At 56.8% G+C, this 18,624-nt stretch carries 14 protein-coding genes and 3 tRNA genes; 4 read left to right on the top strand and 13 right to left on the bottom strand.

The genetic code is table 11. From position 1 onward, the window contains the following. Window positions 1-70: 70 nt before the first annotated feature. From HMPREF3142_RS21405 to nagB, 8 genes are all read right to left on the bottom strand, one after another. Window positions 71-145: transfer RNA gene (locus tag HMPREF3142_RS21405), tRNA-Gln, on the bottom strand. Between the two features lie 23 nt (window positions 146-168). Beyond that, window positions 169-253: transfer RNA gene (locus HMPREF3142_RS21400), tRNA-Leu, on the bottom strand. An 8-nt stretch (window positions 254-261) separates the two neighbouring features. After that, window positions 262-338: transfer RNA gene (locus tag HMPREF3142_RS21395), tRNA-Met, on the bottom strand. Window positions 339-575: 237 nt separating this feature from the next. Further along, on the bottom strand, window positions 576-2,240 hold the full coding sequence (gene asnB / locus HMPREF3142_RS21390) for an asparagine synthase B (RefSeq protein WP_008805652.1): 1,665 nt from the start codon (window positions 2,238-2,240) through the stop codon (window positions 576-578). A gap of 278 nt (window positions 2,241-2,518) precedes the next feature. Continuing rightward, entirely contained in the window at window positions 2,519-3,271 is a 753-nt protein-coding gene (locus HMPREF3142_RS21385) for an HAD-IIA family hydrolase (protein ID WP_022065694.1), read from the bottom strand. A 128-nt stretch (window positions 3,272-3,399) separates the two neighbouring features. After that, entirely contained in the window at window positions 3,400-4,620 is a 1,221-nt protein-coding gene (nagC, locus tag HMPREF3142_RS21380; protein ID WP_070612538.1) for a DNA-binding transcriptional regulator NagC, read from the bottom strand. A gap of 8 nt (window positions 4,621-4,628) precedes the next feature. Next, window positions 4,629-5,777, bottom strand: a complete 1,149-nt coding sequence (gene nagA / locus HMPREF3142_RS21375; protein WP_012542447.1) for an N-acetylglucosamine-6-phosphate deacetylase — start codon at window positions 5,775-5,777, stop codon at window positions 4,629-4,631. Window positions 5,778-5,890: 113 nt separating this feature from the next. Next, window positions 5,891-6,691, bottom strand: a complete 801-nt coding sequence (gene nagB, locus HMPREF3142_RS21370) for a glucosamine-6-phosphate deaminase (RefSeq protein ID WP_012542446.1) — start codon at window positions 6,689-6,691, stop codon at window positions 5,891-5,893. A 315-nt stretch (window positions 6,692-7,006) separates the two neighbouring features. On the opposite strand from nagB, the gene nagE reads away from it, so the two are divergent. From nagE to chiQ, 4 genes are all read left to right on the top strand, one after another. Next, window positions 7,007-8,962 carry a PTS N-acetyl glucosamine transporter subunit IIABC gene (gene nagE, locus HMPREF3142_RS21365; RefSeq protein WP_004147599.1) on the top strand — a complete coding sequence of 652 codons (1,956 nt, stop codon included), beginning with the start codon at window positions 7,007-7,009 and terminating at the stop codon, window positions 8,960-8,962. A gap of 178 nt (window positions 8,963-9,140) precedes the next feature. Continuing rightward, window positions 9,141-10,808, top strand: a complete 1,668-nt coding sequence (gene glnS / locus HMPREF3142_RS21360) for a glutamine--tRNA ligase (protein WP_070612536.1) — start codon at window positions 9,141-9,143, stop codon at window positions 10,806-10,808. Between the two features lie 437 nt (window positions 10,809-11,245). Next, entirely contained in the window at window positions 11,246-12,649 is a 1,404-nt protein-coding gene (gene chiP, locus HMPREF3142_RS21355; RefSeq protein WP_008805658.1) for a chitoporin ChiP, read from the top strand. 47 nt (window positions 12,650-12,696) lie between these two features. Next, on the top strand, window positions 12,697-13,029 hold the full coding sequence (chiQ, locus tag HMPREF3142_RS21350; RefSeq protein ID WP_008805659.1) for a ChiQ/YbfN family lipoprotein: 333 nt from the start codon (window positions 12,697-12,699) through the stop codon (window positions 13,027-13,029). A 51-nt stretch (window positions 13,030-13,080) separates the two neighbouring features. Here chiQ and HMPREF3142_RS21345 read toward each other — a convergent pair whose 3' ends face one another. The 5 genes from HMPREF3142_RS21345 to fur all read right to left on the bottom strand — a co-directional run bounded on the left by HMPREF3142_RS21345 (window position 13,081) and on the right by fur (window position 18,565). Then, window positions 13,081-14,376 carry an MFS transporter gene (locus HMPREF3142_RS21345; RefSeq protein ID WP_032753883.1) on the bottom strand — a complete coding sequence of 432 codons (1,296 nt, stop codon included), beginning with the start codon at window positions 14,374-14,376 and terminating at the stop codon, window positions 13,081-13,083. Window positions 14,377-14,431: 55 nt separating this feature from the next. Continuing rightward, entirely contained in the window at window positions 14,432-15,571 is a 1,140-nt protein-coding gene (gene tcuB, locus HMPREF3142_RS21340) for a tricarballylate utilization 4Fe-4S protein TcuB (protein WP_023322236.1), read from the bottom strand. Then, window positions 15,558-16,961 carry an FAD-dependent tricarballylate dehydrogenase TcuA gene (gene tcuA, locus HMPREF3142_RS21335; protein ID WP_022065690.1) on the bottom strand — a complete coding sequence of 468 codons (1,404 nt, stop codon included), beginning with the start codon at window positions 16,959-16,961 and terminating at the stop codon, window positions 15,558-15,560. Before tcuA ends, tcuB begins: the two co-directional genes overlap by 14 nt. A gap of 97 nt (window positions 16,962-17,058) precedes the next feature. Further along, window positions 17,059-17,985 (bottom strand): tricarballylate utilization LysR family transcriptional regulator TcuR, encoded by a 927-nt coding sequence (tcuR, locus tag HMPREF3142_RS21330; protein WP_008805663.1) that lies wholly within the window; start codon window positions 17,983-17,985, stop codon window positions 17,059-17,061. A 127-nt stretch (window positions 17,986-18,112) separates the two neighbouring features. Then, a complete protein-coding gene (gene fur / locus HMPREF3142_RS21325) occupies window positions 18,113-18,565 on the bottom strand; it encodes a ferric iron uptake transcriptional regulator (RefSeq protein WP_002894761.1) in 453 nt (150 codons plus the stop codon). Window positions 18,566-18,624: the final 59 nt, after the last annotated feature.

Here is an 18,624-nt window from a genome sequence, read left to right as displayed (position 1 = left end):
AAAAACCGGTGCCTTACCGCTTGGCGATACCCCAATACCGTCGCGGTGAACCGCAAATATCGAAGAAATATGGCTGGGGTACCTGGATTCGAACCAGGGAATGCCGGTATCAAAAACCGGTGCCTTACCGCTTGGCGATACCCCATCCGTACAACGCTAACTGGTGAATGGTGCGGGAGGCGAGACTTGAACTCGCACACCTTGCGGCGCCAGAACCTAAATCTGGTGCGTCTACCAATTTCGCCACTCCCGCAAAAAAGATGGTGGCTACGACGGGATTCGAACCTGTGACCCCATCATTATGAGTGATGTGCTCTAACCAGCTGAGCTACGTAGCCATCTTTTTTTCGCGTAACCTTATCGGCGTTGCGGGGCGCATTATGCGTATTGGGCCTGCGAGCGTCAACCTCTTTTTCAAGGAAAATCGTTGTAATGTGACTGTTTGGTTAGGTTGCGAACAGCTCGCTGCAATATTCGGCAATTATTGGTTATTTATCGTTTTTCAGCGGCATAAATCCTGCAAAAAGAAAACGGACCCCGGAGGGTCCGTTTCGCGTTTCACCGCCCGTCAGGGCTTATTTGTAGGCAGACTGGTGGACGCCCACCGCACGGCCTGATGGATCGTTCATGGTCTTGAACGCTTCATCCCACTCAATGGCTTTCGCTGAAGAGCAGGCCACCGACGGACCGCCAGGGACACACTCCGCCGCGCTCGGCAGCGGGAACAGCTCTTCGAAGATCTCGCGGTACAGATAGCCTTCTTTGGAGGTCGGCGTGTTGTACGGGAAACGGAAGCTCGCCGTTTCCAGCTGCTGATCGCTGATCTGCTTCGCGGCCACTTCTTTCAGCGTATCGATCCAGCTGTAGCCGACGCCGTCAGAGAACTGCTCTTTCTGCCGCCAGGCAACGCTGGCCGGCAGGTAGGATTCAAAGCATTCACGCAGCACGTGTTTTTCCATTTTGCCGTTGCCGCACATCTTATCCTGCGGGTTGATGCGCATCGCCACGTCGAGGAACTTCTTGTCGAGGAACGGCACGCGGGCTTCCACGCCCCAGGCGGACATCGCTTTGTTGGCGCGGGCGCAGTCAAACATATGCAGCGCCTGCAGCTTGCGCACCGTCTCTTCGTGCAGTTCTTTGGCATTCGGCGCCTTATGGAAATAGAGGTAGCCGCCGAACACTTCGTCCGAACCTTCGCCGGAAAGCACCATTTTGATGCCCATGGCTTTAATTTTACGCGACATCAGGTACATCGGCGTCGAGGCGCGAATGGTGGTCACGTCATACGTTTCGATGTGATAGATAACGTCGCGGATCGCATCCAGCCCTTCCTGGACCGTAAAGTGAATTTCGTGGTGTACGGTGCCGAGGTGGTTGGCCACTTCCTGCGCCGCTTTCAGGTCAGGAGAGCCTTCCAGACCGACCGCGAAAGAGTGCAACTGCGGCCACCAGGCTTCGCTACGCTCCTGATCTTCGACGCGACGGGCGGCGAATTTCTTGGTGATAGCCGAGATGACCGATGAATCAAGACCGCCGGAGAGCAGCACGCCGTAAGGCACGTCGGACATCAGGTGGCTTTTCACCGACTCTTCCAGCGCCTGGCGCAGCTCGTTCTTATCGGTAACGTTGTCTTTCACCGCGTCGTAATCGAACCAGTCACGCTGATAGTACTGGCGAATTTCGCCGTCTTTGCTCCACAGGTAGCTGCCCGCCGGGAACTCTTTAATGGTGCGGCATACCGGCACCAGCGCTTTCATTTCGGAGGCGACATAGAAGTTGCCGTGTTCGTCATGGCCCATATACAGCGGAATAATACCGATATGGTCGCGACCAATTAAGTACGCGTCTTTCTCGCTGTCGTACAGGGCGAAGGCGAACATCCCCTGCAGGTCGTCGAGGAACTCAGGGCCTTTTTCCTGATACAGCGCGAGGATCACTTCGCAGTCAGAGCCGGTCTGGAACTGATAGCGATCGCCATACTCCGCGCGCAGCGCCTGATGGTTGTAGATCTCGCCGTTAACGGCCAGCGCATGGGTTTTTTCGGCGTTGTACAGCGGCTGGGCACCGGCGTTGACGTCGACAATAGACAGGCGCTCGTGCGCCAGAATCGCTTTGTCGCTGGCATACACGCCAGACCAGTCCGGACCGCGATGGCGCATCAGGCGGGAAAGCTCCAGCGCCTTTTTACGCAGCTCGCCTGCGTCAGTTTTAATATCCAGTACGCCAAAAATAGAACACATAGCCTTCTCCATTACCCTGTCGTGTTTGATGTTGTGCTGGCTTCGTCTCGTGGCGAAGCCTGAGTGCGTGCTTAAGAAAATGCCGTAAAGGGGGCGCTGGCGCAAGGGGTTTGCGGCCTGAAAAAGAAAAAACGCAACTGTGATTGTTGAACAGTAAAAAAAGAGTATCTTTTGAGCGACTTTATTGAAGAATACGCATTTATAGGCCATTTTTATTAGATGGATGACTTTTGGCAGGCGCTATAAATGAAAAACCACGTCCTGCGACGTGGTTGGCATCAGAAAATATCGATTTCCGCGACGGAAGGGTAAATCCACGACGGGCGAAACGGCATGCTGTCGATGTCATCGAGGGTGGAGACGCCGGAGAGCACCAGAATAGTCTCCAGCCCCGCCTGGAAGCCGGCCAGAATGTCAGTGCGCAGGTTATCGCCGACGATCACTGTCTGCTCGGAGTGAGCCTGCATTTTGTTCAGCGCTGAACGGATGATCCACGGGCTGGGTTTACCGACGTAAAACGGCTTACGGCCGGAGATCTTCTCGATCCCGGCGCACAGCGCGCCACAGGCCGGGTAGAAGCCGCGACCGTGAGTATCCGGGTTGGTGGCAATGAAGCGGGCGCCGTTGGCAACGAAGAAGGCGGCCTTATGCATCATCTCCCAGTTGAATGAACGGGTTTCCCCGACGATGACAAAATCCGGGTTCACATCGGTGATGGTAAAGCCGGCTTTGTACAGTTCGTGGATCAGCGCCCCTTCACCCACCACATAGGCTTTCTTGCCTTCCTGGCGGCGCAGGAAATCGGCGGTGGCCATCGCCGAGGTGTAAAACGCGGTATCCGGCACGTCGATGCCCGCGGTGGCGAAACGGTTAGCCAAATCCTGGCCGGTTTGCGACGGGTAGTTGGTCAGCATTACCAGCGGCATGCCTTTATCGAGGATGCGTTTGATAAACTCGGCAGCGCCGGGAACGGCGACGTTATCGTGCATCAGCACGCCGTCAATATCACAAATTATGTTTTGAATGGTCATGGTGGGTCCAGAATCATTAACAAAGACGAAACTATACTCGTCATCGATGAGGTTTCACATCGCTGGTGGACCATACCCACCAGCGACAGGGTGATGCGGATCGTTTCGCGCTATCAATAAAGAGGCGATTAGCTCTCAAGCAAGCGCTGCAGCAGCGTGCCATTGAGCATAGCGCGTTTGACCAGCGCGAAGGCGCCAATCGCTGAGCGATGGTCGAGGGTAGAACGCACCACCGGCAGGTTCTTGCGAAACGCTTTGAGCGCCTGGGCGTTAATGCAGCCTTCGATGGCCGGAAGAAGGACCTTTTCAGCTTCCACTATTTCGCCGGCGACAACGATTTTTTGTGGGTTGAACAGGTTAATCGCGATGGCGATCGTTTTCCCGAGGTGACGCCCCACGTACTCAATCACCTCGCAGGCCAGGGCATCGCCCTTGTTGGCCGCTTTGCAGATAGTTTTGATCGTGCAGTCATCCGACGTCAGACGGCTCTGGTAGCCCTGCTCAAGCAGGTGGCGAACCCGCTGTTCGATGGCGGCATTGGCCGCGACGGTCTCCAGACAGCCGAAGTTGCCGCAGTGGCAGCGCTCGCCCAGCGGATCGACCTGAATGTGGCCAATTTCGCCGACGTTGCCGTTCCGGCCAATAAAAATGCGCCCGTTAGAGATGATGCCCGCGCCGGTACCGCGGTGCACGCGCACCAGGATGGAGTCTTCGCAGTCCTGACTTGCACCGAAATAGTGCTCGGCCAGCGCCAGGCTGCGGATGTCGTGCCCGACATAGCAGGTGACGTTGAAGCGTTTTTCCAGCGCCCCGACCAGGCCCCAGTTTTCCACCGCAATATGCGGCATATAGCGGATCACGCCGCTTTCCGGGTCGACGAGGCCTGGCAGGATCACCGAGATGGCGATCAGCTCGCGAATTTTGCGCTGACAGTTTTCGATAAAGGTGGCGATGATATTCAGCAGGGCGTGTTCCAGCGTTTCCTGGGTGCGCTCGGGCAGGGGAAAATGTTCCTCTTCCAGGGTCTTGCTGCTTAAATCATACAGGGTCAGAGTGGCGTCATAGCGGCCAAGCCGCACGCCGATGGCGTTGAAGTTGCGGGTTTCAGCGATGATAGAGATAGCGCGGCGGCCTCCGGTGGAGGCCTGCTGATCGACTTCTTTGATCAGGCCGCGCTCAATAAGCTGACGCGTGATTTTGGTCACGCTGGCAGGGGCAAGCTGGCTTTGTTCGGCTATCTGAATGCGCGAGATAGGCCCATGCTGGTCAATCAGGCGGTACACGGCCGCGCTGTTCAGTTGTTTTACGAGGTCAACGTTACCAATTTGAGCTTGTCCGCCTGCTGTCATACTTTTACTTACTCAGTGACGACCTCGTTACCATTAACGATGGTCTTGGTGATTTTATAATCGCGTGTAAAGGCGGTCAGGTTAGCGACCATGCCCGGCGCAATGCTGCCGAGCTGCTTGTCCACACCGATAGCGCGCGCGGGATAGAGCGTCGCCATCCGCAATACTTCGTCCAGTGCCACGCCGCAATGCTCCACCAGATTACGCACCCCTTCAATCATGGTCAGGGAGGAGCCGCTGAGCGTGCCGTTTTCATCTACGCACAGTCCATTGCGGTAGTATATTGTTTTCCCGGCAAAAATGAACTGGTCAATATTCGCCCCCGCCGGCGCGGTGGCGTCGGTGACCAGGCACAGTTTGTCGCCTTTCAGGCGCTTGGCGTTACGTACGTTGGCATAATCGACATGCATCCCGTCGACAATAATACCGCAGTAGACATCCGGCTCGTCAAAAATCGCCCCGGCCAGACCCGGTTCGCGTCCGGTAATGTACGGCATCGCGTTATACAGGTGAGTGGCGAAGGTAATGCCGGCGCGGAAGCCGACTTTCGCCTCTTTCAGCGTGGCGTTGGAGTGGCCGGCGGAGACGACGATCCCGGCGGCAACCAGCTTGCGGATCACTTCCGGCTCAACGCGCTCAGGGGCGAGGGTCACCTTGGTGATCACATCGGCGTTATCGCAGAGGAAATCGACCAGCGCGGCGTCCGGTTTACGCACGTAGTCCGGGTTGTGGGTGCCTTTCTTGACGATATTCAGCCACGGTCCTTCAAGATGCAGACCCAGCGCCTGATTCGGGTGTTTTTGCAGGTATTCGCGCATGACGCGGATACCTTGCTTCATCAGATCGTCACTGGAGGTAATCAGCGTCGGCAGGAAGCTGGTGCAGCCTGAACGTTCGTTCGCCTTCTGCATGATCTCCAGCGTTTCAACGGTGACCGCTTCTGGGCTGTCGTTAAACTGCACGCCGCCGCAGCCATTGAGCTGAACGTCGATAAAACCGGGGGCAATTATTGCGCCGTTGACCGAGCGCTGCTCCATGTCAGACGGCAAATCCGCCAGCGGACAGAGACGTTCGATTAGGCCATCGGCGATAACAACCGCATGGTCATCGAGAATTTCATGACCGGTATAAACCCGGCCCTGGGTTAATGCATACATTACGACCCCCGGTATATACGCCCCATCAGGTCAGCGATCGTTCATTTGCCGCCGGCATGATGATGCATACAAAGAAAAAGAGGGTCCCGCGCAAGTGGCGGGACACGACTACATTACAGACCTTTAATATTTTCAGCTTCTAATTCGTTGAAATATTTCAGGGTTTTCACTTTCAGCTCCATGGTGGACGGCTCGTCGCAGACAATCACCGCCTTCGGATGCAGCTGCAGGCAGGTAATGGTCCACATATGGTTGACGTTACCTTCTACCGCCGCCTGCAGCGCCAGCGCTTTCTGATGACCCAGCACCAGAATCATCACTTCTTCTGCATCCAGCAGGGTGCCTACGCCCACGGTCAACGCGTATTTCGGCACCAGATCCACATCACCATCGAAGAAGCGGGAGTTCGCCACACGGGTGTCATGGGTCAGGGTCTTAATACGGGTGCGGGACGCCAGAGAAGAGGCCGGTTCGTTGAACGCGATGTGACCATCGTTGCCTACGCCGCCCATGAACAGGTGGATTTTACCGTAGGAACGAATTTTTTCTTCATAGCGACGGCATTCCGCATCGATGTCCGGCGCGTTACCATTCAGCAGGTTGATATTTTCTGCCGGAATATCAACGTGGTCAAAGAAATTACGGTGCATGAAGCTATGATAGCTTTCCGGATGCTCTTTTGGCAGGCCGACATATTCATCCATATTAAAGGTGACGACGTGTTTGAAGCTAACCTGGCCTGCTTTATGCATTTCAACCAGCGCTTTGTAGGCGGTCAGCGGAGTGCCACCGGTAGGCAGACCCAGCACGAACGGGCGGTCCGCGGTCGGTTTGAATGCATTAATACGGTTAACGATGTGGCGGGCAGCCCATTTACCGACCTGCTCAGCGGTTACCAGGGGGATCAGTCTCATTCTTCACCTCTATAGTTAAAGTAGATTCTGGCGGATTGGCGCCAGCACTCTGAGGAGAGTATTGCAGCAACTGCGCCGACCGGGGTCAATCCGTGTTGATTTTTTGAATGATAAAATAAGTTTTCGATGTTAGCCAGTGAAAGGGAGGGGGGAATACGATATTTGGTGATAATTATCACAAAAAATACCCGTTTAATTTGCGATACGAATTAATTTTTCACACACTTTGCCGGTAAGTGATAAAACCGACCTTGTTACACAATAAAAAAGTGGCTTTGAAAATGAGCCTCATCGGGGTCTCATAGGGGGAATAAGATGAATATTTTAGGTTTCTTTCAGCGACTGGGTAGGGCGTTGCAGCTCCCTATCGCAGTGCTGCCGGTCGCGGCATTGCTGCTGCGTTTCGGGCAACCAGACCTGTTGAATGTACCCTTCATCGCGCAAGCGGGTGGGGCGATCTTCGATAATCTGGCGCTGATCTTCGCAATTGGTGTGGCATCAAGCTGGTCCAAGGATAACGCGGGTTCTGCGGCGCTGGCCGGCGCAGTAGGGTATTTCGTGATGACCAAAGCGATGGTCACCATCAACCCGGAAATTAACATGGGCGTGCTGGCCGGTATCATTACCGGTCTGGTGGCAGGGGCGGTGTACAACCGCTGGGCCGGCATCAAGCTGCCGGACTTCCTGAGTTTCTTCGGCGGCAAACGCTTCGTGCCGATCGCCACCGGCTTCTTCTGTCTGATCCTCGCCGCGATCTTCGGCTACGTCTGGCCGCCGGTGCAACACGCTATCCACTCTGGTGGCGAATGGATCGTCTCCGCAGGGGCGCTCGGTTCCGGTATCTTTGGTTTCATCAACCGTCTGCTGATCCCAACCGGTCTGCATCAGGTGCTGAACACCATCGCCTGGTTCCAGATTGGTGAGTTCACTAACGCCGCTGGCGCTGTGTTCCACGGCGACATCAACCGCTTCTACGCCGGCGACGGCACCGCGGGGATGTTCATGTCCGGCTTCTTCCCGATCATGATGTTTGGTCTGCCGGGTGCGGCGCTGGCGATGTATCTGGCGGCGCCGAAAGCGCGTCGTCCGATGGTCGGCGGTATGCTGCTGTCCGTAGCCATCACCGCGTTCCTGACCGGGGTAACCGAGCCGCTGGAATTCCTGTTCATGTTCCTGGCTCCGCTGCTGTACCTCCTGCATGCGGTGCTGACCGGTATCAGCCTGTTCATCGCAACGGCGCTGGGTATCCATGCGGGCTTCTCCTTCTCCGCAGGTGCAATTGACTATGTGCTGATGTACAGCCTGCCAGCGGCCAGCAAAAACGTCTGGATGCTGCTGGTGATGGGCGTGGTGTTCTTCTTCGTCTACTTCCTGCTGTTCAGCGCGGTGATCCGCATGTTCAACCTGAAAACGCCGGGTCGTGAAGACAAAGCCGCTGACGTGGTAACGGAAGAAGCCAACAGCAACACTGAAGAGGGCCTTACCCAGCTGGCGACCAGCTATATCGCCGCGGTGGGCGGAACGGACAACCTGAAAGCCATTGACGCCTGTATCACCCGTCTGCGTCTGACTGTGGGCGATTCGGCGAAAGTGAACGACGCGGCCTGTAAACGTCTCGGCGCGTCCGGGGTGGTGAAACTGAATAAGCAAACCATCCAGGTTATCGTCGGTGCGAAAGCAGAATCTATCGGCGATGAGATGAAAAAAGTGGTTACCCGCGGCCCGGTAGCGGCAGCAGCAGCCGCACCGGCTGGCAATGTCGCCACCGCAGCGCCAGCGGCTAAACCGCAGGCGGTAGCGAATGCGAAGACCGTTGAGTCGCTGGTTTCGCCGATTACCGGTGACGTGGTGGCGCTCGAACAGGTGCCGGACGAAGCCTTCGCCAGCAAAGCCGTCGGCGACGGTATCGCGGTGAAACCGACCAGCAACATCGTTGTCGCGCCAGCGGCGGGTACTGTGGTGAAAATTTTCAACACTAACCACGCGTTCTGCCTCGAAACCAACAACGGCGCGGAAATCGTCGTCCACATGGGTATCGACACCGTGGCGCTGGAAGGCAAGGGCTTCAAACGTTTGGTTGAAGAGGGCACGGACGTGAAGGCCGGTGAGCCGATCCTGGAAATGGATCTGGACTTCCTCAACGCCAACGCGCGCTCAATGATCAGTCCGGTCGTCTGCAGCAACAGCGATGACTACAGCGCGCTGGTGATACTGGCGAGCGGTAAGGTCGTTGCCGGCCAGACGCCGCTGTATGAGATTAAAGGCAAGTAAGGCTCCTGAGTCGAGTTTATGCCTCAGCGGCGAAGGGAAACCTTCGCCGCTTTTTTTTCCAGCAATCGGCCCCATAATCCTCTTCTGATACCTATTTTACGTAACTAATAGTTGTCACTACGTCCTGCTTGTAAGATCATGTGCCGTTATACGTTGTTTACGCTTTGAGGAACCCGTGATGAGTGAGGCAGAAGCCCGCCCGACTAACTTTATCCGTCAGATCATTGATGAAGATCTGGCTACCGGTAAACATACCACCGTTCACACTCGCTTCCCGCCGGAGCCGAACGGTTATCTGCACATTGGCCATGCGAAATCCATCTGCCTGAACTTCGGCATCGCGCAGGATTATCAGGGTCAATGCAACCTGCGTTTCGATGACACCAACCCGGTGAAAGAAGATATCGAATACGTGGAGTCGATTAAAAACGACGTGCAGTGGTTAGGTTTCCACTGGTCCGGGGACGTTTGCTACTCGTCTGATTACTTTGATCAGCTGCATCAGTATGCGGTTGAGCTGATCAACAAAGGTCTGGCCTATGTTGATGAACTCTCTCCTGATGAAATTCGCGAATACCGCGGCACCCTGAAAGCGCCGGGTAAAAACAGCCCGTATCGCGACCGCAGCGTGGAAGAAAACCTGGCGCTGTTCGAAAAAATGCGCAGCGGCGGCTTCGAAGAGGGCAAAGCCTGCCTGCGTGCGAAGATCGATATGGCGTCGCCGTTCATCGTGATGCGCGACCCGGTGCTGTACCGCATTAAGTTCGCTGAACATCATCAGACCGGCAACAAGTGGTGCATCTACCCGATGTATGATTTCACCCACTGCATCAGCGATGCGCTGGAAGGCATCACCCACTCGCTGTGTACCCTGGAATTCCAGGACAACCGTCGCCTGTACGACTGGGTGCTCGACAACATCAGCATTCCGGTTCACCCGCGTCAGTATGAATTCTCGCGTCTGAATCTCGAATACACCGTGATGTCCAAGCGTAAGCTGAACCAGCTGGTGACCGAGAAGCACGTGGAAGGCTGGGATGACCCGCGTATGCCGACCATCTCCGGTCTGCGTCGCCGTGGCTACACCGCTGAATCCATCCGCGAGTTCTGCAAGCGCATCGGCGTGACCAAGCAGGACAACACCATCGAGATGGCATCGCTGGAGTCCTGCATTCGTGAAGATCTCAACGAAAACGCCCCGCGCGCGATGGCGGTGATCGATCCGGTGAAACTGGTTATCGAGAACTATCCGCAGGGCGAAAGCGAAATGGTGGCGATGCCGAACCATCCGAACAAGCCGGAAATGGGCAGTCGTGAAGTGCCGTTCAGCGCCGAAATCTGGATCGATCGCGCGGACTTCCGTGAAGAAGCCAACAAACAGTACAAGCGTCTGGTGCTGGGTAAAGAAGTGCGTCTGCGCAACGCCTACGTGATCAAAGCGGAACGCGTGGAGAAAGATGCCGAAGGCAATATCACCACCATCTTCTGCACCTACGATGCCGACACCCTGAGCAAAGATCCGGCCGACGGCCGCAAGGTCAAAGGCGTGATCCACTGGGTAAGTGCGGCGCATGCGCTGCCGGTGGAGTTCCGTCTTTACGATCGCCTGTTCAGCGTACCGAACCCGGGTGCGGAGGAAGATTTCCTCGCGGTAATCAACCCGGATTCGCTGGTGATTAAGCAGGGATATGCGGAGCCGAGCCTGGCGCAGGCCGAAGCAGGCAAAGCTTACCAGTTTGAGCGTGAAGGTTACTTCTGCCTCGACAGTCGCTATGCAAACGCCTCCAGTCTGGTGTTCAACCGCACTGTCGGGCTGCGTGATACCTGGGCGAAAGTCGGCGAATAAATTTCCCTCTCGTAAAAGCGTCGCACCTTGCGGCGCTTTTTTTTTGTTTCAGAATCAGCCAATTAAACTTTTCATTTTCGCGATGCGAATTAATCCTGTTACTGCGCGGTAATAAATAGCGCTTCTGATGTTTCCTGTCATATACAAAAAACCAATGTAATCGCTTTCAGTTCTTCTATTTTTCCCTGATTTTGCAATGACTTCCATGACAAAATTATCAGGGATAAGACTGTAACAAAAAGACATAAATTATGTGCGCTTTGTCATAATCTTAAGCTTTGCCTCACGAAAAACATTGATAATTCGCGTCACGAAAAATAGTCTATCTACAGTGGTTTCGCGGCCTTTTTCACCGCCCCACATTTTGCAGTTTTATTTATTTTTTTAGCGAATGACCGTTGGTCTTCGCCTTTTAAAACGTCAAAGAGGATATGCACATGCGTACGTTTAGTGGCAAACGTAGTACGCTGGCGCTGGCTATTGCCGCCGTCACCGCGATGTCGGGCTGGGTTGTGGTTCCGCAGGCCAGCGCAGCAGGCTTTATCGATGATTCAACCTTAACCGGCGGTATCTATTACTGGCAGCGTGAGCGTGACCGTAAAGATGTCACCGACGGCGACAAATATAAAACCAACCTTTCCCACTCCACCTGGAACGCTAACCTGGACTTCCAGTCCGGCTATGCTGCCGATATGTTTGGCCTTGATATTGCTGCATTTACCGCGATTGAAATGGCCGAGAACGGCGATAGCGGCCACCCGAACGAAATTGCCTTCTCATCGCGCAACAAAGCCTATGACGAAGACTACTCCGGCGATAAGAGCGGTATCAGCCTGTATAAAGCCGCCGCGAAATTCAAATACGGTCCGGCGTGGGCACGTGCGGGCTATATCCAGCCAACCGGCCAGACTCTGCTGGCCCCGCACTGGAGCTTTATGCCAGGTACCTATCAGGGGGCGGAGGCCGGGGCTAACTTCGACTATGGCACGGCGGGCGCGTTAAGTTTTTCCTATATGTGGACGAACGAGTATAAAGCGCCATGGCATATCGAGATGGACGATTTCTATCAGAACGACAAGAAAACCAAAGTTGATTATCTCCACTCCGTCGGCGCCAAATATGATTTCAAAAACGACCTGGTGCTGGAGGCGGCATTTGGTCAGGCTCAGGGCTATATCGATCAGTACTTTGCAAAAGCCAGCTACAAGTTTGACGTCGCCGGCGCGCCGCTGAGCACCAGCTACCAGTTCTACGGCACCCGCGATAAGGTCAGCAACGGCGGGGTCAATGACATCTATGACGGCACCGCATGGCTGCAGGCGTTAACCTTCGGCTATAAAGTGGCGGATGTGCTGGACCTGCGTCTGGAAGGCACCTGGGTGAAGGCCGATGGCCAGCAGGGCTACTTCCTGCAGCGTATGACGCCGACCTATGCCTCTTCCAACGGTCGTCTCGATATCTGGTGGGATAACCGCTCCGACTTTAACGCCAACGGCGAAAAAGCGGTCTTCTTCGGCGCGATGTATGACATGAAAAACTGGGATATGCCTGGCTGGGCATTTGGCGCGTCTTATGTCTACGCCTGGGATGCGAAGCCGGGAAGAATGTCCTCTCCGGATGCGTACTATGACCCTGACTATCGCCTGAAAGAATCGGCTTACAGCCTGGATGCGTTGTATACCGTGCAGGAAGGTCGGGCGAAGGGCACCCTGTTCAAACTGCACTTTACCCAGTACGACAACCATTCCGATATTCCGAGCTGGAGCGGCGGCTACGGCAACATCTTCCAGGATGAGCGCGACGTGAAGTTCATGGTTATCGCCCCGTTCACTATTTTCTGATGCCTGCGCGGCGGGCGTGAGCCTGCCGCACCTCTGGGAGAACGACAATGAAAAAAATGCTGCTTATTGCCATGATGGCCTCGGGTCTGGTGGCCTGCGCCACGTCGCCGGCACCGAAAGAAGACACCAAACTCAAAGATGCCTATAGCGCCTGTATTAATACGGCGGAGGGGAATCCGGACAAGATTGAAGCCTGTCAGAGCGTACTGAATGTACTGAAAGAGGATAAACAGCACCAGCAATTTGCCAATCAGGAGAGCGTTCGCGTCCTGGATTACCAACAGTGTATTCAGGCCACCCGCACCGGCAACGATCAGGCGGTGAAAGCGCGCTGCGACCAGATCTGGAAGGAGATCCGCAGCAATAATACGACCCATTAAATCAGACGTTAGCGGCAAACGGGCGGAGCATACCTCCGCCCGTTTGTTTTTTTAGCGCTGACTCTCCGCCGGCTGATAGCCTCGGCTCAGCCGCACGAACAGCAGCGCGGTGGCAATGAACCCGCACAGCGCGGCGCACATTAGCCACCAGCCCGGCGCGCTTTTATCGCCGGTGAGCTCGACCAGGGCGGTAGAGATAGCCGGCGTCAGGCCGCCGAAAATGGCAGTAGCGAGACTAAAGGCCAGAGAGAATCCCACAGTGCGGACGTACACCGGCATCACTTCGGTGAGCGCCGCCACCATCGCGCCGTTATACATGCCAAAAAAGAACGAGAACCACAGCAGGACCAGCGTCATACGCGTAAAATCGGGCGCGGCGGTGAGCCAGTGCATCACCGGCCAGGTGGTGAGCAGCGCCAGCACGGTAATGCCCATCAGCACCGGGCGACGACCGATCCGGTCAGAGATCGCCCCGCCAATCGGTAACCAGATAAAGTTGGAGATGCCCACCAGCATGGTCACCAGCAGGCTGTCGCGAGCGCTGAGGTGTAGCACCGCTCTGCCGTAGGTCGGCGTATAGACGGTGATAAAATAAAAGGTGGTGGTGGTCATCGCCACCAGTAATGTCCCCGCGCTAATAATGCGCCAGTTCCTGACGATGGTGGTCAGGATCTCCTTGGTATCCGGGCGGTGTTTACGCTGCAGGAATTCCTCTGTTTCCTGCAGCGAGCGGCGCAGCACGAAAATCAGCGGAATAATCAGACAGCCAATGAAGAAAGGGATGCGCCAGCCCCAGTCGGCGATCTCCTCATGCTCAAGCGTGGCGTTCAGCGCATAGCCAATCAACGCCGCCATGACGATAGCCACCTGCTGGCTGGCGGACTGCCAACTGGTATAGAAGCCTTTATTGCCCGGCGTGGCGATTTCCGACAGATAGACCGACACCCCGCCAAGCTCGACGCCCGCGGAAAACCCCTGCAGCAAGCGGCCCACTAACACGAGGATCGGCGCCAGCACGCCGATGGTCTGATAGCCAGGTACCAGGGCGATGAGTAGCGTCCCGCAGCCCATGATCGCCAGGGTGACCATCAGCCCTTTGCGGCGCCCGATTCTGTCGATATAGGCGCCGAGGACCACCGCGCCGATGGGGCGCATCAGGAAGCCCGAACCAAACACCGCAAAGGTCAGCATCAGCGCTGCGAACTCGCTCTCCGCCGGAAAGAAGGTGCGGGCGATATAGGTGGCATAAAAGCCAAACAGGAAAAAGTCGAACTGTTCGAGAAAATTACCGCTGGTCACGCGGAGGATAGCGCCGACGGTGCCGGCGCGCGTGGATTGTTGCGTCATAGGGTGTGCTCTCCATTGTCTTTATCTTGTTTTTATAGAGGTAAGAGGGAGCGGGTTAGTCGCCTGCGACTGCCGCCTGTTTTCCGCGCCGCTTCTCAATTGCCCACTTGAGTAGCGCCGCACAGCGATAAAATCCGTGGGCAAATTTTCCGTAGGGAAGGGTTAAGAACAGGGCCATTACCACCCCGAGGTGAACAGCGAGCAAAATACCCATCCATGAGGTATCCCGTCCCGCCAGCAGCGCCAGGCCGGTGAAGCTGGTCAGCAGCAGTAGCAGGATAAAGCCGCGGTCCATCGGTTTTTGTCGTGCATCGCCGTGCAACGGCGACCGGCGCAGGTTTAGCCACAGCAGGCCAGCCGGCCCCACCAGCAGGCCGATGCCGCCAAGGGTCCCCAGCAGCACCGGGACGCTGAAGAACGGGTAGGGAGCTTCCCGGTCGGCGAAATAGTGATAGCCCGTGGCCACCACGGTGGCGGCGAAGCAGAGCATAAAGCCGTAGAAGGTGAAGTGGTGGAAACGGCGGCGCATCAGCGTGAAGGCGTCATCGGCTTCGTTGCAGCCTTTGCCATGCCCGCCATCGAGATATTTCAGCGTCAACGCATCCTGTGAGGCCTTGGCGATATCAACCGCGTGCGGCTGGCCCGGGGAGATCTCGCGCCAGAAGCGGATCACCCCGGTCATCAGCAAGCCAAAGGCCAGCACGAAGACCGAGCCAAACATCCACGCCAGCAGGTTATGCGGGAATATCTGATAGAAATCGCCCGCCAGCGGCGGATGAAGCAGCGAGCCTTTGAGCCCCATCGCCAGCAGCAGAAAGAAAATCAGTCCGCCGACCAGCGCCAGTACGGTGGTCACGCCAGCCCGGCGGTACAGGCTGCCAAAGGCGGCGGGCTGGGCGTAATGCTGATAAGTTTCCAGCCGAACTTCGGCCATCGCCTTCGGCACGTTAATCGCGAATTCGTGCGGCGGCGCGTACTGACAGGCGTGCAGGCAGGCGCCGCAGTTATGACACAGGTTAGCCAGATAGTTAATATCTGCTTTGCCAAAGGCCAGGCGCTGGGTCATCGCCGGGAATACGGCGCAAAACCCTTCGCAGTAGCGGCAGGCGTTACATACCTGCATCACCCTTTCCACTTCCGCCTCCGGCTCGGTGATGATCTGCGCCTCAATGATCAGCTTCTCAAGCGACTTCATGGTGTTTCTCCTGCTGTGCCGCCCGGGCGGCTTGCTGGCCGGCAATGCGGCCGAAGGTGGTGCCGATCGACATCCCGACGCCGGCGGTATAGCCTTTGCCCAGCACGTTGCCAGCCATCATTTCCCCGGCGACAAACAGGTTGCGGCTGGGTTTACCGGCGAAGTGGACGGCGGCGGTGTCGTCGACGTAGAGCCCGAGGTAGGTGAAGGTGATCCCCGGACGTAAGGCATAGCCGTAGTAAGGCGGCGTATCGATAGGCCGCGCCCAGTGGGTCTTTGGCGGCGTCAGGCCGGCGGTGGCGCAGTTATCCAGGCGGGTATGATCGAACTGGCCTGGCGCGCAGGCGGCATTATAGTCGGCGATGGTTTGCGTAAAGCGTTCGCTGTCCAGGCCGAGCTGGCGGGCCAGCTCGGGAAGGGTGTTGGCCTGAGCGCCGGGAAAGACGGGCGGCATAAAGTGGCCGATGGCTTTGCTGTCGATGATCGAGTAGCCGATTTGCCCGGGCTGGTGGGCGACCAGCCGGCCCCAGATGGCATAGCGTTTGGGCCAGAAATCTTCTCCTTCATCGTAAAAACGGTCGGCATCGCGGTTGACCACTACCCCCAGCGACACGCAGTCGACGCGGGTACAGATCCCGCCATCGTAGAGCGGCGCCCGGGCGTCAATGGCGACGCAGTGGGACTGCGAGGGATCGCCGATAATATCGGCCCCGGCGTCGATCATAAACTTAAGCAGCACTCCCTGGTTGAAGCGGGTGCCGCGGATGAGAAAGTTATCGGCGGGCCATTCACCGCGGTCATTTTGCCCCCAGGCCTCGCGCAGCCATTCGCGGTTGGATTCAAATCCGCCGGCGGCGAGGACGCAGCTTTTTGCAACAATCCGTTCCTCGCCCGCCAGCGCGGCGACAAATTCGCCGTTGCGCAGCTCGAGAGCCTGCACCGGTGTGTTGTAGCGGATCTGCACCCCCATTTGCTCCGCGCTGCGGTAATAGGCATTGACCAGCGCTTTGCCGCCGCCCATAAAAAAGGCGTTGGTGCGGGCCACGTGCAGGGCGCCGGAGAGCGGTGGCTGAAAGTTCACGCCGTGCTGGCGCATCCAGTCCCGGCATTGTGACGAGGTGCGGATCACCATTCGGGCCAGCGCTTCGTTGGTATTCCCCTCGGTGACGCGCAGCAGATCCTGCCAGTACTCTTCTTCCGGGTAGCTGTCGACCAGCACGTCCTGCGGCGCATCGTGCATACAGCGCAGGTTACGCGTGTGCTGCGAGTTGCCGCCGCGCCACTCCCGCGGCGCCGCCTCCAGCAGCAGCACCGAGGCGCCAGCTTCCCGGGCGGTTAAGGCGGCGCATAGCGCGGCATTGCCGCCGCCAATCACCAGTACATCCACCATTATCGGCTCCCTTACAATTTAATTAATTGTTAAATTTGTAATGGGAATGTAGGTGGTAACAGCGGTGAGGCGCTATGGTGTAATGCTAAAGAGGGGTTTAGTGAGCGTAAAGGGTAGCACCCGGCCAGCGGTCAGACTCCACCAGCTGGCGCATGACTTTGCTGAGTATCACTCGAGCCGCAAGGCCTGCCGGAGTGAGTTCATCATCAGACAGACTGACCAGAAAGTTGGGGCGACTGAGTATCGGGTTGACGACGTCGATCACCCTCAGCGCCTGATGGTCGAGGTGGGAGATGGCGGCCCCGGGCTGCAGGGTGGCCCCCAGTCCGCTGCGCACGGCCTGCATCAGCAGGGCCAGACCGTCAATGTCCGCCACCACCTCAACGCTGAGATGATGCTGCTGGCAAACTGCCTCCAGCCTGCCGCGCAGGCCATGGCCCTGGCTTGGCATAATCAACGGCAGGGAGGTGAGCTGGTCAGGGGAGATGTGGTCCTCCTGCAGGGGGGCCAACAGCGCATGGGTGCCAATCAGGAACAGGCGTTCTTCCAGCACCGGTCTGGCGCTCCAGCGCAGGATCTTTTCCTGCTGGAAAACGATAGCTAAATCGAGCTGGCGGGTGTTGATCATCCGCTCCAGATTACCGGAGAGGCTTTCCACCAAATGCAGGCGCACGTCGGGATAGCTTTCGCGCATCGCATTGATGAACGGGACGCCGAGAACGGAGGCGGTGCTGGGGGCCATGCCGACGCTAACGTGGCCTGACAGGCGCGCCTCGCGGGCGGCGAGGATGGCATCATCGGCATGGCGCAGCGCCAGCTGTGCCTGCGAGTAGAAAGCGAGACCCGCGCTGGTGGGCGTGACCCCGCGGGAGGTCCGCTGCAGCAGGCGAATGGCCAGTTCGTTTTCCAGGCGTGCGATCTGCTGGCTGAGCGCCGAGACGCCGATATTAAGATCAAGCGCGGCGCGCCCCATGCTGCCGGTTTCAACAATGCGCACAAAATAGCGTAGCTGGCGAAGTTCCATATCAACTCTCCGGACAAAACGGGGACGCGGGAAGGTCACCTGTGGGACGAGAGCGGTAAGGGCAGCAGAGGCGCCCATAAAAAAGCCAACCGGCAGGTTGGCTTTTCAGTCTCAGCGAAGCGGGGAATTATTTTTCCACCGCGTCGTGGGCGTGTTCGTCCTCGCGGCAATCACCTTCCGCACAATGACCGTACAGATACAGACTGTGGTTGGTCAGGCGGATGCCGTGGCGGGAGGCAATTTCACGCTGGCGTAATTCGATCGAGTCATCGCTGAATTCGATCACTTTGCCGCAGTCGAGGCAAATCAGGTGATCGTGGTGATGCTGCTGGGTCAGTTCGAAAACGGATTTACCGCCTTCAAAATTATGACGAGTCACGATACCGGCATCATCAAACTGGTTGAGTACGCGGTAAACGGTCGCCAGACCGATCTCTTCGCCCATGTCGATCAGGCGTTTATATAAGTCTTCCGCACTGACATGATGGTTATCCGGTTCCTGCAGCACTTCAAGGATTTTCAGTCGAGGAAGTGTGACTTTCAGGCCAGCCTTCTTTAATGCGGTATTGTTGTCAGTCATGCGGAATCTGTCCTGTTGCTAAACGATCTACTTCCTTCAACGGAAGTCATACAGAAATT

The organism is Klebsiella sp. HMSC16C06, from assembly GCF_001808325.1.
Lineage (GTDB): Bacteria > Pseudomonadota > Gammaproteobacteria > Enterobacterales > Enterobacteriaceae > Klebsiella > Klebsiella variicola.
Note: the sequence above shows the minus strand (reverse complement) of the source record. Positions and strands in the feature narration are given on the sequence as shown.

Excerpts from the sequence above, each read along its gene's own strand:
- HMPREF3142_RS21345 (WP_032753883.1), bottom strand. The coding sequence starts at position 14,376 with ATGACGCAACAATCCACGCGCGCCGGCACCGTCGGCGCTATCCTCCGC.
- HMPREF3142_RS21385 (WP_022065694.1), bottom strand. The coding sequence starts at position 3,271 with ATGACCATTCAAAACATAATTTGTGATATTGACGGCGTGCTGATGCAC.
- nagE (WP_004147599.1), top strand. The coding sequence starts at position 7,007 with ATGAATATTTTAGGTTTCTTTCAGCGACTGGGTAGGGCGTTGCAGCTC.
- chiQ (WP_008805659.1), top strand. The coding sequence starts at position 12,697 with ATGAAAAAAATGCTGCTTATTGCCATGATGGCCTCGGGTCTGGTGGCC.
- glnS (WP_070612536.1), top strand. The coding sequence starts at position 9,141 with ATGAGTGAGGCAGAAGCCCGCCCGACTAACTTTATCCGTCAGATCATT.
- nagB (WP_012542446.1), bottom strand. The coding sequence starts at position 6,691 with ATGAGACTGATCCCCCTGGTAACCGCTGAGCAGGTCGGTAAATGGGCT.
- tcuR (WP_008805663.1), bottom strand. The coding sequence starts at position 17,985 with ATGGAACTTCGCCAGCTACGCTATTTTGTGCGCATTGTTGAAACCGGC.
- tcuB (WP_023322236.1), bottom strand. The coding sequence starts at position 15,571 with ATGAAGTCGCTTGAGAAGCTGATCATTGAGGCGCAGATCATCACCGAG.
- tcuA (WP_022065690.1), bottom strand. The coding sequence starts at position 16,961 with ATGGTGGATGTACTGGTGATTGGCGGCGGCAATGCCGCGCTATGCGCC.
- nagC (WP_070612538.1), bottom strand. The coding sequence starts at position 4,620 with ATGACAGCAGGCGGACAAGCTCAAATTGGTAACGTTGACCTCGTAAAA.
- chiP (WP_008805658.1), top strand. The coding sequence starts at position 11,246 with ATGCGTACGTTTAGTGGCAAACGTAGTACGCTGGCGCTGGCTATTGCC.
- nagA (WP_012542447.1), bottom strand. The coding sequence starts at position 5,777 with ATGTATGCATTAACCCAGGGCCGGGTTTATACCGGTCATGAAATTCTC.
- fur (WP_002894761.1), bottom strand. The coding sequence starts at position 18,565 with ATGACTGACAACAATACCGCATTAAAGAAGGCTGGCCTGAAAGTCACA.
- asnB (WP_008805652.1), bottom strand. The coding sequence starts at position 2,240 with ATGTGTTCTATTTTTGGCGTACTGGATATTAAAACTGACGCAGGCGAG.